This window comes from Janthinobacterium glycogeni (genome assembly GCF_051380725.1).
In the GTDB taxonomy this organism is placed as follows: Bacteria; Pseudomonadota; Gammaproteobacteria; order Burkholderiales; family Burkholderiaceae_D; genus Janthinobacterium.
Map to the genome: position 1 here is coordinate 83,865 of NZ_JBNYXP010000002.1, position 15,240 is coordinate 99,104.

The 15,240-nt window shown below is 62.3% G+C and carries 18 protein-coding genes; 6 read left to right on the forward strand and 12 right to left on the reverse strand.

All coding sequences use genetic code 11. The features are described from left to right. Positions 1 to 4: 4 nt before the first annotated feature. The 3 genes from ACQ4W4_RS05925 to ACQ4W4_RS05935 form a co-directional block, all read right to left on the reverse strand. Entirely contained in the window at positions 5 to 370 is a 366-nt protein-coding gene (locus ACQ4W4_RS05925) for a response regulator transcription factor (protein WP_070222135.1), read from the reverse strand. A 36-nt stretch (positions 371 to 406) separates the two neighbouring features. Continuing rightward, a complete protein-coding gene (locus ACQ4W4_RS05930; RefSeq protein ID WP_436541189.1) occupies positions 407 to 829 on the reverse strand; it encodes a response regulator in 423 nt (140 codons plus the stop codon). Between the two features lie 82 nt (positions 830 to 911). Next, the gene (locus tag ACQ4W4_RS05935; protein ID WP_038488910.1) at positions 912 to 1,064 is read right to left on the reverse strand and encodes a rubredoxin; all 153 of its coding nucleotides are present in this window, start codon (positions 1,062 to 1,064) and stop codon (positions 912 to 914) included. Positions 1,065 to 1,160: 96 nt separating this feature from the next. Here ACQ4W4_RS05935 and thiD point away from each other — a divergent pair, with 96 nt between their 5' ends. Together thiD and hemL are read left to right on the forward strand one after the other, a co-directional pair. After that, positions 1,161 to 2,018, forward strand: a complete 858-nt coding sequence (thiD, locus tag ACQ4W4_RS05940; protein WP_436541190.1) for a bifunctional hydroxymethylpyrimidine kinase/phosphomethylpyrimidine kinase — start codon at positions 1,161 to 1,163, stop codon at positions 2,016 to 2,018. A gap of 59 nt (positions 2,019 to 2,077) precedes the next feature. Next, positions 2,078 to 3,367, forward strand: coding sequence for a glutamate-1-semialdehyde 2,1-aminomutase (gene hemL, locus ACQ4W4_RS05945; RefSeq protein WP_436541191.1), 1,290 nt, complete (start codon positions 2,078 to 2,080; stop codon positions 3,365 to 3,367). Between the two features lie 2 nt (positions 3,368 to 3,369). On the opposite strand, the gene ACQ4W4_RS05950 is transcribed toward hemL, so the two are convergent. From ACQ4W4_RS05950 to mpl, 9 genes are all read right to left on the reverse strand, one after another. After that, positions 3,370 to 4,086: an HAD-IA family hydrolase gene (locus tag ACQ4W4_RS05950; RefSeq protein ID WP_436541192.1), complete on the reverse strand. Its 717-nt coding sequence runs from the start codon at positions 4,084 to 4,086 to the stop codon at positions 3,370 to 3,372. A gap of 278 nt (positions 4,087 to 4,364) precedes the next feature. Continuing rightward, entirely contained in the window at positions 4,365 to 5,330 is a 966-nt protein-coding gene (gene corA, locus ACQ4W4_RS05955) for a magnesium/cobalt transporter CorA (protein WP_034746658.1), read from the reverse strand. 221 nt (positions 5,331 to 5,551) lie between these two features. Beyond that, a complete protein-coding gene (mtgA, locus tag ACQ4W4_RS05960; protein ID WP_436541540.1) occupies positions 5,552 to 6,298 on the reverse strand; it encodes a monofunctional biosynthetic peptidoglycan transglycosylase in 747 nt (248 codons plus the stop codon). Next, entirely contained in the window at positions 6,280 to 7,107 is an 828-nt protein-coding gene (gene aroE, locus ACQ4W4_RS05965; RefSeq protein ID WP_436541193.1) for a shikimate dehydrogenase, read from the reverse strand. Before aroE ends, mtgA begins: the two co-directional genes overlap by 19 nt. 11 nt (positions 7,108 to 7,118) lie before the next feature. Continuing rightward, positions 7,119 to 7,976 (reverse strand): energy transducer TonB family protein, encoded by an 858-nt coding sequence (locus ACQ4W4_RS05970; protein ID WP_070222141.1) that lies wholly within the window; start codon positions 7,974 to 7,976, stop codon positions 7,119 to 7,121. Positions 7,977 to 8,113: 137 nt separating this feature from the next. Then, positions 8,114 to 10,201, reverse strand: coding sequence for a ribonuclease catalytic domain-containing protein (locus ACQ4W4_RS05975; RefSeq protein WP_436541194.1), 2,088 nt, complete (start codon positions 10,199 to 10,201; stop codon positions 8,114 to 8,116). Positions 10,202 to 10,203: 2 nt separating this feature from the next. Continuing rightward, positions 10,204 to 10,818 carry a chorismate--pyruvate lyase family protein gene (locus ACQ4W4_RS05980; protein WP_436541195.1) on the reverse strand — a complete coding sequence of 205 codons (615 nt, stop codon included), beginning with the start codon at positions 10,816 to 10,818 and terminating at the stop codon, positions 10,204 to 10,206. After that, positions 10,815 to 11,399 carry a YqiA/YcfP family alpha/beta fold hydrolase gene (locus ACQ4W4_RS05985; protein ID WP_436541196.1) on the reverse strand — a complete coding sequence of 195 codons (585 nt, stop codon included), beginning with the start codon at positions 11,397 to 11,399 and terminating at the stop codon, positions 10,815 to 10,817. Before ACQ4W4_RS05985 ends, ACQ4W4_RS05980 begins: the two co-directional genes overlap by 4 nt. After that, complete coding sequence (gene mpl, locus ACQ4W4_RS05990) at positions 11,396 to 12,772, reverse strand: UDP-N-acetylmuramate:L-alanyl-gamma-D-glutamyl-meso-diaminopimelate ligase (protein ID WP_436541197.1); 1,377 nt, start codon at positions 12,770 to 12,772, stop codon at positions 11,396 to 11,398. The genes ACQ4W4_RS05985 and mpl overlap by 4 nt, the downstream gene beginning before the upstream one ends. Before the next feature lie 115 nt (positions 12,773 to 12,887). Here mpl and ACQ4W4_RS05995 point away from each other — a divergent pair, with 115 nt between their 5' ends. The 4 genes from ACQ4W4_RS05995 (at position 12,888) to accB (ending at position 15,176) form a co-directional block, all read left to right on the forward strand. After that, positions 12,888 to 13,526, forward strand: coding sequence for a hypothetical protein (locus ACQ4W4_RS05995; RefSeq protein WP_436541198.1), 639 nt, complete (start codon positions 12,888 to 12,890; stop codon positions 13,524 to 13,526). A gap of 19 nt (positions 13,527 to 13,545) precedes the next feature. Continuing rightward, positions 13,546 to 14,100 carry a TlpA family protein disulfide reductase gene (locus ACQ4W4_RS06000; RefSeq protein ID WP_436541199.1) on the forward strand — a complete coding sequence of 185 codons (555 nt, stop codon included), beginning with the start codon at positions 13,546 to 13,548 and terminating at the stop codon, positions 14,098 to 14,100. Positions 14,101 to 14,182: 82 nt separating this feature from the next. Then, positions 14,183 to 14,620 (forward strand): type II 3-dehydroquinate dehydratase, encoded by a 438-nt coding sequence (gene aroQ, locus ACQ4W4_RS06005; RefSeq protein ID WP_436541200.1) that lies wholly within the window; start codon positions 14,183 to 14,185, stop codon positions 14,618 to 14,620. Positions 14,621 to 14,711: 91 nt separating this feature from the next. Then, positions 14,712 to 15,176: an acetyl-CoA carboxylase biotin carboxyl carrier protein gene (gene accB, locus ACQ4W4_RS06010; RefSeq protein WP_046684231.1), complete on the forward strand. Its 465-nt coding sequence runs from the start codon at positions 14,712 to 14,714 to the stop codon at positions 15,174 to 15,176. The last annotated feature ends 64 nt before the right edge of the window (positions 15,177 to 15,240 follow it).

Below are 15,240 nucleotides of genomic sequence, written 5' to 3' on the forward strand. Positions count from 1 at the left end.
ATTCTCAGGAAAGCGCGGCGATCTTGGCCAGCAGCTCGGCTTCGACCACCGGCTTGACCAGGTAATCGCGCGCACCCTGGCGCAGGCCCCAGATGCGGTCCGTTTCCTGGCTCTTGCTGGAGCAGATAATCACCGGCACGTCCTGCAGTTCGGGATCGCGCGCGATGGCGCGCGTGATCTGGAAGCCATTCGCACCGGGCATCACCACGTCCATCAGGATCAGGTCGGGCCTGGCCTCTTTGAGTTGCGCCAGCGCGTCGGCGCCGTCCTGCGCCGTGAGGACGGCATAACCGGCACGCACCAGCATCTCGCTCAGGTAGTAGCGTTCTGTCGGCGAGTCATCGACGATCAGAATTGTGTGTATGGCCATCTGCTTCCTTGCTGCGTTGTCAATCAATAAAATCACTTACTCAAAATGCCCGGCCAGGTGCAAGCGCACGGCCTCCAGCAGCGCCTCGCGCGCCAGCGGCTTGACCAGGCAGGCGCTGGCGCCCGCCATGGCGCCGCGCGCGCGGTCGAACAAGCCTTCCTTCGACGACAGCATCAGCACCGGCGTGGCGTGGTACGCGGCGCTGGCCCTGATCAGCGCGCAGGTGCGGTAGCCGTCCAGGCGCGGCATCACAATGTCGCACACGATCAGCGCCGGCTGGCAGTCGGCGATCTTGGCCAGGGCCTCGAAGCCGTTTTCCGCCAGCACCACGCGATAACCGGCCTCGCCGAGTATCTTCGCGGCCGCGCTGCGTATCGTCGCGCTGTCGTCGATGACGAGTATCGTCACGCCCTCGCAGGCACCGTCAGGCGGCGCCTCGGGCAGGAAAGGACGCGTCATGTGATTATTCGACAATCTTTCATACCATAGCACAGGCAGCCGCGATACCTGCGTCCGGCGGCATCGCATGCACCCCGATTAATTAAATCGCCACCATCTCGAAATCATCCTTGCGCGCACCGCATTCAGGACAGGTCCAGTTCATCGGAACATCGGCCCAACGCGTGCCGGGAGCGATGTCTTCGTCGGGCAGACCGGCCGCTTCATCATAAACCCAGCCGCAAATAAGACACATCCACGTTTGGAATTGCTGCGTTGTTTCGTTGCTACTCACGTTCTGCCACCCTTCAATCAAGTAAAATGCTGAATTAGGTATCTTAATCTACCCGCCGTGCAAAACCAAACTTCTCCCCTCATATTAATCTTCGGCGTATCCGATCCGGTCGGCGCGATCGGCATCCAGGCCGACCTGGCCACCTTTTCAGCCTTCGGCTGCCATGGCCTGTCCGTCACCACGGGCCTCTTGATCAGCGATACGGCGCGCGTGGAAGACGTGCAGGCGGTCGACCCGGACTGGGTTTCCGACCAGGCGCGCGTGCTGCTGGAAGACATGTCCGTCGCCGCCATCAAGATCGGCGCGCTGGGCAGCGTGGAAAACGTCACGGCCATCGCCGAAATCGTCTCCGACTATCCGAACGTGCCGCTGATCCTCGATCCCTTCATTTCGGCCCTGCCGGAACAGGGCATGGACGACGAGGACATCCTCACCGCCGTGCGCCAGCTCTTGATCCCGCAAACGACCCTGCTGGTGCTCTCGCCGGTGGAACTGGAGCGCCTGGCCGAAACCTGGCGCGACGCCGATCCGGACGACACCTTGCAGAACGACGTCGATTACCTGGTGGCGCTGGGCTGCGAATACGTGCTCGTCACCGGCATGCCGGCCGACGCCAGCAAGTCCGGCACGGGCGAAGGCAAGTTGCGCGCCAATACCCTGTTCGGCGAAGACGGCGTGGTGCGCCACGACGAATGGCAGCACCTGCCCGGCATCTTCAACGGCGCCGGCAGCACCCTGTCGGCGGCGGCCACCGCCCTGCTGGCCCTGGCGGAAAACGAAGACGATGTGCCGCAGGTGGTCGTGGCGGCGCAGGAATTCACGGCCGGCGCGCTGGCCCACGCGCAGCGCCACGGCATGGGCAAGCTGGTGCCGAACCGGCTGTTCCGGCAGCAGCGCCAGCGCGGCGCCCAATAATCCCGTCCAGACAAACACAGACGACACAGACAACGATCCACTCTCAAGGCACGATTATCATGACGACGACTTCACAGAACGACATCCTGTTTGCCCGCGCACAAAAAACCACGCCAGGCGGCGTCAACTCGCCCGTGCGCGCCTTCCGCTCCGTGGGAGGCACGCCGCGCTTCATCACGCGCGCCGAAGGCCCGTACTTCTGGGACGCGGACGGCAAGCGCTATATCGACTACATCGGCTCCTGGGGCCCGGCCATCGTCGGCCACGCCCACCCGGAAGTGGTGAAAGCGGTGCAGGATGCGGCCGCGCTGGGCCTGTCGTTCGGTGCGCCGACCGAAGGCGAAGTGCTGATGGCCGAGGAAATCACGCGTCTGGTGCCGTCGATCGAGCAGGTGCGCCTGGTCTCGTCGGGCACGGAAGCGACCATGAGCGCCCTGCGCCTGGCGCGCGGCGCCACGGGACGCGACAAGATCGTCAAGTTCGAAGGCTGCTACCACGGCCACGCCGATTCGCTGCTGGTGAAGGCGGGCAGCGGCCTGCTCACCTTCGGCAACCCGACGTCGGCCGGAGTGCCGGAAGATTTTGTGAAGCACACCCTGGTGCTCGACTATAACAACGTGGAACAGCTGAAGGACGCCTTCGACAACTTCGGCGCCGAGATCGCCTGCGTCATCGTCGAACCGGTGGCCGGCAACATGAACCTGGTGAAAGCCACGCCGGCATTCCTGCAGGCGATGCGCGAGCTGTGCACGCAGCACGGCGCCCTGCTCATTTTCGATGAAGTCATGTGCGGCTTGCGCGTGGCCCTGGGCGGCGCGCAGGCGCTGTACGGCATCAAGCCCGACCTCACCGCGCTGGGCAAGGTAATCGGCGGAGGCATGCCGGTGGCAGCCTTCGGCGGCAGCGCCGCGCTGATGCACAACATGGCGCCGCTGGGCGCCGTCTACCAGGCCGGCACCTTGTCCGGCAACCCGGTCGCCGTGGCGGCCGGCATGGCCACCCTGAAACTGATCCAGCAGCCCGGCTTCTACGAGCAGCTGGGCGCCACGGCCAAGCGCCTGGCCGAAGGCTTGACCGCCGCCGCACAAGAGGCCGGCGTGGTCTTCTGCGCCGACTACATCGGCGGCATGTTCGGCATCTATTTCAGCGAAACGCCACCGACCAGCTATGCGGAAATGATGGCCGGCGACCGCAGCAAGTTCAACGCCTTCTTCCACGCCATGCTCGACGAAGGCGTGTACTTCGCGCCAGCCGCCTTCGAGGCGGGCTTCGTCTCGGCGCAGCACGACGACGCCGTCATCGACGCCACCATCGCGGCCGCGCGCAAGGTGTTTGCCAAGCTCGCGTAAAGTTACACCGCCGCGGTGTCCATCACCGCGGCCACCAGCGCCGGCAGGCTGGCCATGTCGCTGAACACGACATGCGCGCCGGCCGCTTTCAACCTGTCTTCCTGGCCGGCGGCGATATGCCCGCCGCCGATGAATCCCAGTACCGTCATGCCCGCCGCCACGGCGGCCGTCACGCCCGTGACGCTGTCTTCCAGCACCAGGCACTGGCCCGGCGGCACGTCAAACGCGGCGGCCGCCGCCAGGTAGACGCCCGGATGCGGCTTGGCATGGCCCACCAGGTCCGGCGTGAAGACGCGGCTGTCGAACAGCGGCGCCATGCCAGTCCGCTCGAGCGCCGACAGCACGCGCGCGCTGACGCTGTTCGAGGCCACAGCCTTGGGCAGTGGAATGGCGGCCAGCGCCTGCGCCACGCCGGGCACGGCGCGCAATTGCGCGTCGCAAGCCGCATCGACGGCGTTGCCGATGGCCATGATCTCGTCGGCCGGCAATTGCGGCAGGTCCAGTTCCTTGTAGATATCCTGCATCAGCGGCACCAGGCGCTGGCCCAGGCGCGGCTCGATCAGGCCCTGCAAGGTGACGCCTTCGGGCAGGTTCGGCAGGCGCGGCGCCAGCAACTCCAGCAGCGCTTGCAGGGCCACGGCTTCGCTGTCGATCAGCACGCCATCGCAATCGCTGATCAAGTGGGTAAAGCGCGGTGGGGTGATGGCGGTATCAGGCATGGACTCTCCAGGGGACAACGGTGACGGGAAATGCGGCGGCCAGCCGGCCAAGGCTGGCATCGCAACGATCATAGGTGGAACAGACGGACGCTGCCACGCAGAAAACGCCTCAAGGACGATACTTTTCTGCAAAAGGCAGACTACGGGGAAAAGACTGGCTCAACACAGGCAACGTAGATACCAATTCAATACCACGCAATACCAGTGATTATCGCTGATTTTTGAATTTGCTGCGCTCGCCTTGAAACCGGGACGCGGGAGCGCCCCGGCGACACCGCTTATTTCAGCCAGCCGCGGTGGCGGAAGTACAGGAAGGGCGCGATGGCGCTGGTGATCATCAAGCCCCAGGCCCAGGGATAGCCGAACGACCATTCCAGTTCCGGCATCAGCTTGAAGTTCATGCCGTACACGCTGGCGATCAGGGTGGGCGGCAGGAAGGCCACGCTGGCCACCGAGAAGATCTTGATGATCTTGTTCTGGTTGATGTTGATGAAGCCGACGGTGGCGTCCATCAGGAAGTTGATCTTGTCGAACAGGAACGAGGTGTGGCCGTCCAGCGATTCGATGTCGCGCAAAATCTGCCGCGCTTCCTCGAACTGCTCGGAATTCAATAAACGGCCGCGCATCAGGAAGCTCACGGCGCGGCGCGTATCCATCATGTTGCGGCGGATACGGCCATTCAAATCTTCCTCGTGGGCAATGGCATTCAGCGCTTCGGCCGCGTGCGCATCGGTAAATTCTTTTTGCAGCACGCGCGTGCTGACTTCTTCCAGGTTCTGGTAGATGCCTTCGAGCACGTCGGCCGAATATTCGGCATCGGTGGCGTACAGGTCGAGCAGCACGTCCATGTAGTCGGCAATCGAGCCTGGCCGCGAACGGGCGCGCATGCGCACCAGGCGGAACACGGGCAAGTCGTCCGTATGCATGGAAAACAGGATCTTGCGGGCAAGGATGAAGGCCACGGTGATGACGCGCGACGGACCGTCGTCCTCTTCGCGCAAGAAATCCGTGCGCAGGTGCAAGTCGCCGTTTTCCGCTTCGTAATAGCGGGCTGACGCCTCAATATCCTTGACTTCGTCTTCGCCCGGCAGGGTGACATTGTAGATGGCCTTGACCCAGGCCCGTTCATCATCGGTAGGGTCGGTCAGGTCGACCCACACCGGTTCGGCATTTTCGAGGTCTGCGCGGCTGTCGATCGGCACCTGGTTGAGCCGGCCATTCTGTAATACAAAGACATTGATCATGCGCGCTCTCAGCCGGATGTGGGGTTATCGTGATGTGCTGGCGCTGGCGCCAAAAATGAAAACAGCGCAAGTGTACCCGCAAAGGCCTTTTCACGACCACCCCCGGCACGGCTTTTTCACGGAAAAAGTGCGGCGTTGCACCAAGGGAGGCGATTAAGATGCTGCGCCGCAATAGTGCCAATCAGGCAGCTTTAACTTTATGCAAAGGAATCGTGCTGCCATCAAGGCAATTCCGCCGCCCCCATGCGGCGCAGGATCACGCCCGTGCGCCGATTCAGGTAACCGGTATCGCGGTGGCGGTCGTAAAAGCGGGGATTCGGCAGCATCACGGCCAGTTTCGCCGCCTGCGCCGCGCTCAGGCTGGCCGCGCTGACATGATAATAGTGGCGGGCGGCCGCTTCGGCGCCGAAGATGCCCGTGCCAAATTCCACCACGTTCAAATATATTTCAAAGATGCGCTGCTTTTCCATCAGGCTTTCCAGCATATACGTGATGATCAGTTCCTGGCCCTTGCGCACATAGCTGCGCGAGCCGGACAGGAACAGATTCTTCGCCAGCTGTTGCGTGATGGTGGAGCCGCCCGCCACGACCTTCTGTTTCTTACTATTCTTTTCATACGCCTTTTGCAAGGCTTCCCAGTCCACGCCTTCGTGTTCGGAAAAATTCGCGTCTTCCGAGGCGATGATGGCCCGTTTCAGATTGTTCGAGATGCGGTTGTACGGCACCCACGTCTGCTGGATCGTGGCATTCGGGTTCTTGTCCTGCAAGACAGACAACTGTTCGCGCATGAACGCCGTGCTGGACGGGTTATGGTCGACCCACCACCAGATTTGCAGAAAGAAATACAGTTGCACGACGATAAAGGCCAGCACGGGCACGATGAACAGCCACTTGATCCAGCCGTAGCGGCCGCCGCTGCCGCCCTTGCGCGCCCCCTTCTTGCCGGCGCTCACAGGCTGCCCCGCAATTGCGCCAGCAAGTCCTGCGTCCGCGGCCGCACGCCGCGCCACACGTAAAATGCTTCCGCCGCCTGCTCCACCAGCATGCCCAGGCCGTCGCGCACCTGTGCGCCATGTTGCGCGGCAAAGTCCATGAAGACGGTGGGCCGGGCGCCATACATCATGTCGAGCGCCAGCGTGTGGCTGCCGAAGATAGCGGGCGGCACGGGCGGCAAATCGCCCGCCAGGCTGGCCGAGGTGGCATTGATGACGATATCGAAGACGCCGTCGGGCTGCGTGAAGGCACCGGCGCGCAGCTGGCCGGGGTGCGCCAGCGCGTCGGCAAACTGCGCCACCAGCGCTTCGGCCGTGGCCACGGTGCGGTTGGCAATGAAGATGTCCCGCGGCCCCTGTTCCAGCAAGGGCAGCACGACGCCGCGCGCCGCGCCGCCCGCGCCCAGCAGCAGGACGCGCTTGCCGGCGATGGCTACGCCCGCGTTGCGCACGATGTCGGCCACCAGGCCCGCGCCATCGGTATTGTCGCCAAGAATGGTGTCGCCGTCGAAACGCAGGGTATTGACGGCGCCGGCGGCCCTGGCCCGCGGCGTCAGCTCGGTGGCCAGCGCGCACGCATCCAGTTTGAAGGGCACCGTCACATTCGCGCCCTTGCCGCCCTCGGCGGCAAACGTGCGGGCCGCCAGGGCAAAGCCGTCCAGCGGCGCCAGCCGGCGCTCATACACGATGGACTCGCCCGTCTGCTGCGCAAACGCGGCATGAATCAGGGGGGACTTGCTGTGAGCGATGGGATTGCCGAAGACACAATATTGATCGGGGTTCATCTCTTGCTTGTTCAATTGCTGCCGCCAGTCAGGTTAGCTTCCATTTTTTCTTCGCGCGTAAATTTGAAGCGGGTGATGACGACCCACAGGTCATCCTTGTCACTCGACAACATGTTCGGCGGGAAACGGCCGAACGGCGCCGCGCGGCGCACGATGGCCAGGGCCGCCGCGTCCAGCGCGGGATTGCCCGAGCTTTTCTCCACGCGGACGCCGCCCTCTTTCTGGTAAATCGTGCCATCCTGGAAGATGGGGATGTAGACGACCAGTTCACCATACATCTTGCGGCCATTGTTTTGCGGGAAATTCAGAGTGCCGATTTCCTCGATGCGCTTTTGCAGGGTCTTGTAATACATGGCATAGCCGACCTCCTGCGTGCTGGGGGTAATGAAAGTCTTGCGCGGACGCTTGTTCTGGTCTTCCACGGTCTGGCTGATCTCGGCCGCCATGCGGGCGATGGCCTTGCTGCTTTCCATCAAGTCCGAACCGGACGCGAGCGGATTGGGCTTGTCCTTTTCCGTGACGGGCGCGGCGCTGTAGGGCGTCGCCTTGGCCGCCTGGGTCAACAGTTCCTGCTGCTTCTGCTCCAGTTCGGCGATGCGCCGGGCGCTGGCCTTGACGCTGTCGCCCTCTTCCACCTTGCGCATGTCGGGCAAGGGCGACTTGGCGCGGCCCTTGTCGGCTTGCCCACCGCCATCGAGGTTGGCTTGCGCCAGGGCATCGGCCTTCAGCGGCTTGTCCGCATGCTTGGCGTTGACCAGTATCACTTCCAGGCCGGGATCGGTGGCGACGGCGCGCTGCGGGGCCGGGGCGACAAAATGCATCGCCAGCAAGGCGCCGTGCGCCAGCAGCGATACCGCCACGGCTATCATCAGGAAACGATTCTCTCGGAAAGACTTCACGCGCAACCCAGTTAGCAACAAGCACACCATACAAGATGGCTGAATTCTACGTCAAAGGGCGACGCGGGAAACAGTTTTAGTCCCGTTTTTCACGCCGCCCCGCGGCCTTACTTGACCTCGGGCTCGCTGACCACGTCTTCGCTGGCCAGTTCCGCCACTTCCGCGTCGGCGTCGCTGACCTGGTTCGCCGCTTCCGGCGAGGCTTCCGGCGCCGCGTCGCCCTCGTCGGCCCCGTCGTCGCCCGCGTCTTCCTCATAATCGAGCTCGGCGTCGGCCGCCGCATCGGGCACGGCGGCAATTTCCAGCAACCGCGCTTCGATGCTCAGGTCGACCTCATCCCAGCGCAGCAAGTCCAGTTTCACCTGGGCCCCGCGCGCCACCGAAGGCATGCCCGGCAGCTTGATGACCAGCGGAATGTCGACCAGGCGCAGGATTTCATCCTTCAGCACGACGGCATCGACCTGACGCGCGTTTTCCTGGTGCAGCCAGCGCAAACACCAGTAGCGTTCCATATTCGACTGGAAATCGCCATACGCGGCATACGCGGCGTCGAAGGCCGAGACGATGGCGAACAGGTTCGCATCGCGCGGCTTGAACGGGGCCACCAGCGGCGCCGTCACGCCATGCTCGGCGCAGGCGATGATTTGCCACTGGTTCACCAGGTCCGTGTAACGGCGCAGGGGCGAGGTGCTCCACGCGTATTGATCCACGCCCAGGCCCTGATGCGGCGCCGCATGGGTGACCATGCGCACCTGCATCTTTGCCGCCCAGCTATTGCCGCTGCCGCCGCCCTGGCTGCGGTAGATGCCGGGCACGCCATGGTCGTGCAGCATCTTGCCCCAGGTACTGTTGGCAAAGATCATCAGTTCGGCGACGATCTTGTCCAGCGGCGCGCCACGCTTGCGGCGCGCCACGGTGACGATGTCGTTTTCCACATAGAAGTTGAAATCGACGCGGTTATTCTGTTCCGGCTTCAGGCCAAACGCTTCGCGCTTCTTCATGCGGCCCTGTTCCAGCTGCTGCGCCCATTGCCACAGGATGGCGAAGTCGGCCTTGTGAGGGTATTCTCCCTCGCCGCTGGCCAGGGTTTCTTCGTTGACCAGGTCGTCGAGCTGGTTATGGCGCAAGTTGCTGGCAATCGGCACCAGTTCGGCGCGCGTCTGCGTGCTGACCACGGCCCAGTCGGCTTTCGGGTCCAGGGTCGCGTACAGCGACAGGGCCGGGCACGTCGTGCCTTCCGCCAGGGTAAACGCATTGACGATTTCGTCCGGCAGCATGGTGATCTTGTCGCCCGGCATGTAGACGGTCGACATGCGCTGGCGCGCCATCTTGTCGATCACGTCTTCCGGACGGATGCCCAGGCCCGGCGCGGCGATGTGTATACCCACTTTCACGGTGCCGTCGGGCAGCGGCTGCACGGAGAAGGCATCGTCGATCTCGGTCGTGGTCACGTCGTCGATCGAGAAGGCGGCCACGTCAGCCAGCGGCAGCTTGGCCGTCACGGACGGCACGGGCACGTTCGGGAAACCGGCGCCTTTCGGGAAATTTTCGAAAAGGAATTTCGACAGGTGCAGGTCTTTCGGCGAAGCAATGCCGCCGACGGCCAGCATCAAACGCGGCGGCGTCGTGTGCAATTCCGTGCACGCCGCTTCCAGCGCCTTGTATTCAATCGTGTTCTTGTCCGGCTTGAACAGCAGTTGCAGCACCATGGGCTGCATCGAGGCGGGCAAGCGGTTCTGTTTCAGCTCTTCCACATAGCCTGCCTGCACCAGGGCCTGCTGCTTTTTCTTTTCGATGCCTGCCAGGGCCGCCTTCAAGGACGCTTCCGGCGCCGCCTTGTAGCGGCCACGGCCCTTCTTATAGAAATACACGGGCGCCGAATGCAGGGCCAAAATCAGGCCGGCCGCTTCCGGCGGCAAGGGGGCATGGCCGAAATACTCGGCGCCCAGCTCGGCAAAGCCGAACTCGTCTTCGCCCGCCACTTCCCACAGGAAATCGAGGTCGATCTCGGCGGCAACAGCTTTGGCTTGCTCGAGCAACTCGGCCGGGGCCGGCTTTTCATACTGCAGCAGCACGTCCTTGACCTTGACCTTGGTGCGCTTGCCGCTGGCCATCTCGACCTGGTACGCCTCACCCGCTTGCGACAGGACCGTGCCGACCTTGAAATCGCCGGATTCTTCAAAAAATAGATTCATTATTATGCTTTGTTTATGAGTGTGTCGGTTGCAGCGGTGCGAGCGACGGACGTCAACTCGAGCACCGCCGGCAAAAATACTTCTGTTACCAGCAGCAATCCCTGGTGACGCTGATACAGGCAGCGGCGGGCAAAAAACAGCGCCTTGTCGCTGGCACGCGCTTCTTCCAGGGCCAGCGCCGCCTGCGCCCGCTGCACCAGCGGATGGCCGGCGCGCAAGCGGGCAAATTCCAGTGCTCCGCGGCGCACCATGCGGTCGCCAAACAAGGTCGTGCCCAGCGAACGCTCGCCCAGCGCGGAAAACAAAGGCCAGTCCGTGGCCGTCGCCTGCATGGGCACGACGGTATGGCCAAACACGGCCGGTTTGTTATCACAACGCAACAGCACTTCGCGCTCCCACACCCGGCCCGCGCGGTGCAAACCAATGATCGCGGCCTCGTCGCTCAGGCAGCGTGCCGTTTCCTGATGCAAACATTGCACGCGAAATGCCTGGCTATGCGCTTTCAGCTTGGCCGTCAGCGAACCGCCGCCCGTCAGCCAGTGGCGCAAGGCCGGCGGCGCATGGACGGCGTTCACGTGCGCATGCCATTGCGCCTGGCGCAGCGAACCCGGCCTCACCGGGCAGCGTCCGCATCAATGCCGCAAAAGGCCAGCACGGGCGCCAGGTAGTCGGCAAACTCGCTGATGCCATGGTCGCTGCCCTCGATGACGAGTTGCCGCGCCCCCTGATAATGCGCCACCATGTCGCGGTAGTCGAGCACTTCATCGCCGGTGGCGGCAATCAGGAAATAGCGTTGTGGCTCAGTAATTTTCTCTACAGCAAAGGTTCCCAGCTCGGCTATGTACTCGCGCTTGAACTCGAATGGTTTGTCCGAATGAAACTCGGTCGTCACGCCCACATGCTGTTCCAGGTCGATCAGGGGCACGATGGCAGGATTGAGCAATACGGCGCGGCAACCGAGCCGCTCGGCCAGCCAGGTGGCGTAATAGCCGCCCAAGGACGAGCCGATAATCGTCAGCTCGGCCGGCGCCACGTCCTTCACCAACGATAGCGCCAATGCGATGGCCAGCTTGGGCGACGCCGGCAATTGCGGGCACAGCCACTGTGCTTCGCGGCCCAGCGCCTGCATCTGCGCGGCGAGCAGGCGCGACTTCATCGACAGGGGCGACGAGCGGAATCCATGCAGGTACAGAATCATCGGCCCAGCGCCTCCAGCAATTTCTGGTGCACGCCGCCAAAGCCGCCATTGCTCATGACGACGATCTGGTCGCCGGGACGGGCACTTGCCGCCACGGCCGCCACCAGCGCGTCGATGTCTTCATAGGCGCTGGCAATCTTGCCCAGCGGCGCCAGCGCGTCGCCCAGGCTCCAGCCCAGCGCGGCATGGCTGCCGAAACCGAAGACCAGGTCGGCATCCTTGAGGCTGCCCGGCAGCGCATCTTTCATGGCGCCCAGCTTCATGGTGTTCGAACGCGGTTCCAGCACGGCCAGGATGCGGGCGCTGGCGCCAAGCTTCTGGCGCAGCCCACCCACGGTGGTGGCAATGGCCGTCGGGTGATGCGCGAAATCGTCGTACACAGTAACGCCATTGACCACGCCGCGCACTTCCATGCGGCGCTTGACGCTCTCGAAGCTGGCCAGCGAAGCGCACGCCTGGGCAATGGGCACGCCCACATGGCGCGCGGCGGCGATGGCCGCCAGCGCATTGCTGCGGTTGTGCTTGCCCGTGAGCGCCCATGCCACATGGCCTTCCTGCTGGCCATTGAAGAACACGTCGAAGCTGCCGTCGGCCTGCTCTTGCAGTTGCCAGTTGGCATCCTGACCAAAACTTTCCTTTTCGCTCCAGCAACCGCGCGCCAGCACGCGCTGCAGCGATGCTTCGTCGCCGTTGAACACGAGGCGGCCGATGCCGGGCACGGTACGCACCAGGTGGTGGAATTGCGTCTCGATGGCGTGCAGATCGGGGAAGATGTCGGCGTGATCGTATTCCAGGTTATTCATGACGGCCGTCTTCGCGTGGTAATGCACAAACTTGCTGCGCTTGTCGAAGAAGGCCGTATCGTATTCATCGGCTTCGATGACGAAGAAGTCCGACTCCGCGCTCTTGCCATCGATCTTGCCGGACAGGCGCGCGGAAATGCCAAAGTTCATCGGCACGCCGCCGATCAAAAAGCCCGGCGCGTAGCCCGCGTCTTCGAGTATCCAGGCCAGCATGGCTGATGTTGTCGTCTTGCCATGCGTGCCGGCCACGGCCAGCACCCACCGATTGCGCAGGATGTGTTCGCCGATCCATTGTGGGCCGGACACATACGGTAAGCTGCGGTTGAGGATTTCTTCCACCAGCGGGTTGCCGCGCGAGACCACATTGCCAATCACATACAAATCCGGGTTCAGCTTGGTCTGTTCCGGATCGAAGCCCTGTATCAGTTCGATTCCCTGCGATTCCAGCTGGGTGCTCATCGGCGGATAGACGTTGGCATCGCAACCGGTGACTTTATGGCCGGCTTCCTTGGCCAGGACAGCCAGGCCGCCCATGAAGGTACCGCAAATACCGAGAATATGAATATGCATGTGATCAGTGCGAAAGGTGCACGCTTAAGTAAGTAAGACGGTGAGATAAAAAACAGCAAGTGCAGGATTTTACCTGACGCCATGACTTTTTCCGCTTCAGAGTATCATCTCGCTCATGACGAACGATGCATTTGACGATAGCGCCCAGTTGCGCCTGGAAATCGCCGCCGCTGCCGCGCGCCTCGTGGCGCAGGATGGCGCCGATTATGGCAGCGCCAAGCGCAAGGCGGCGCGGCAAGTCCTCGGCGACGCGCCGAATCGGCCGAATATACTGCCTGACAACGACATGATCGAGGAACAGGTGCGGCAGTACAACGCCCTGTTCCTGGCCGACAGCCAGCCCGCACGGCTGTTCCAGCTGCGCACGATTGCGCTGCAGCTCATGGAAGCGTTGCAACAATTTCATCCCCTGCTCAGCGGCCCCGTGCTCAATGGCACGGCCGGCCCCCACGACGAGATCTATTTGCAGCTGTTTGCCGAGAGCGCCAAGGAAATCCACATCTTCCTGCTGAATAAAAATGTCGTGCTCGACATGTCGGAAAGCCCGCATTTCAAGGGACCGCGTTATGATGCGGTCGAGACAGCCAGTTTCCTGTGGAAAAACGAAGGCGTGCACGCGGCCATGTATGAGCTCGACGATATGCGCGGCGCGCTGAAAGCCAAGGCCGACGGCAAGGTGCTGCGCACCGATATCGCCGGGCTGCGCAGCCTGCTGGCCGCCAGCCTCGCCGATGGCGTGCCGGCTGCCGACTAACATTGATATAGATAAAGTTATGACAAAAAAGAATTGGATCGCCTGCGCCATCGTCGCGCTGATGTTTGGCGGCATGGGTGCTTACGTCGGTTTGAACAAGGAAAAGGCGAAAGCAGCGGGACCGCTGACGACGACCATCGCGCCAGGCGCGACGGGGCCCGTCAACGAGCTGTATGCGCTGTCCCTGCCGGACGCGGCGGGCACCACGCAAGCCTTGTCGCAATGGAAAGGCAAGAATGTGCTGGTCAATTTCTGGGCGCCGTGGTGCCCGCCTTGCGTGGAAGAAATGCCGGAGTTATCCGAAGTGCAAGGCCACTATGCGGGGAAAAACCTGCAGGTGATCGGCATCGGTATCGATTCGGCCAGCAATATTGCCACCTTTGCCAGCAAGTTCAAGATTGCCTATCCCGTCTACGTGTCCGGCATGAGCGGCACCGATCTGTCGCGTCATTTTGGCAATGCCACGGGCGGTTTGCCCTTTACGGTGCTGATCGGCGCCGATGGCGAAGTCAAAAAGACCTATCTGGGCCGCTTGAAATTTGATCAGTTACGCGCCGATCTGGATAAATTGTAAATTCGGAGCGTGCTTTTTTCTCTTGCCAATGCGTATCTTTGGCGGCAAAATGCGGAACTTTCGCTAAAACGGTCTTCCATACATGGCAAAAAACCTCCTTCTGCTCAATGGTCCCAACCTGAATTTGCTGGGAACGCGCGAGCCTGAGGTCTACGGCGCCAGCACCTTGGCCGATATCGAACAGGCAGCAATGGCGCAAGCCATGGCGGCCGGTGCCGACCTGGTCTGCTTTCAAAGCAACCACGAAGGCGCGCTGATCGACCGCATCCATGCCGCGCGAGCGGAAGGGATCGATGCCATCGTCATCAATCCGGGCGGCCTGACCCATACCAGCGTTGCCTTGCGCGATGCGCTGGCCGGGGTCGCCATCCCGTTCGTGGAAGTCCATATCTCGAATATTTACCAACGCGAAACGTTTCGACATCACTCATTTCTCAGCGCGATCGCGCAGGGGACGATCTGCGGGCTAGGTATCGATGGATATCGGTTTGCCATCGACTTTGTGCTTAAAAAACGTTAATCTACGCGATCTGCACGCATTTAGCGCGGCGATAGGTTCTTGGACATCACCGCATCACTCATAAAACAAACTACATTCCTAGGGGTTTTACATGGATCTACGAAAACTCAAGACCTTGATCGACCTGGTCGCCGAATCGGATATCGCAGAGCTGGAAGTTACCGAAGGCGAAAGCAAGGTTCGCATCGTCAAATCGTCGGCCATGCCGCAAAACCAGATGGTCATGATGCAGCCGCAAGGCATGCAAGCCCAATACCAGCCAGCCGCGCCAGCCGCCGCTCCCGCCGCGGCAGCTGCCGTCGTGGTCGCCGCCGAGCCAACGGGCTATGTGGTCAAGTCGCCGATGGTCGGCACCTTCTACCGTTCCTCCGCTCCTGGCAGTGCCGCCTATGTTGAAGTGGGCTCGACCGTCAAGGAAGGTGATACCCTGTGCATCATCGAAGCGATGAAGCTCCTGAATGAAATCGACTCCGATAAAGCCGGTGTCGTGACCCAGATCCTGGTCGAAAACGGCCAACCGGTCGAATTCGGTCAACCCTTGTTTGTGATCGGCTAAAACCCAGTCCACACGGCCGGCAACGGCCGTTTGCAGTTTTAGCCCCTCACACTTGTTGTTTCGC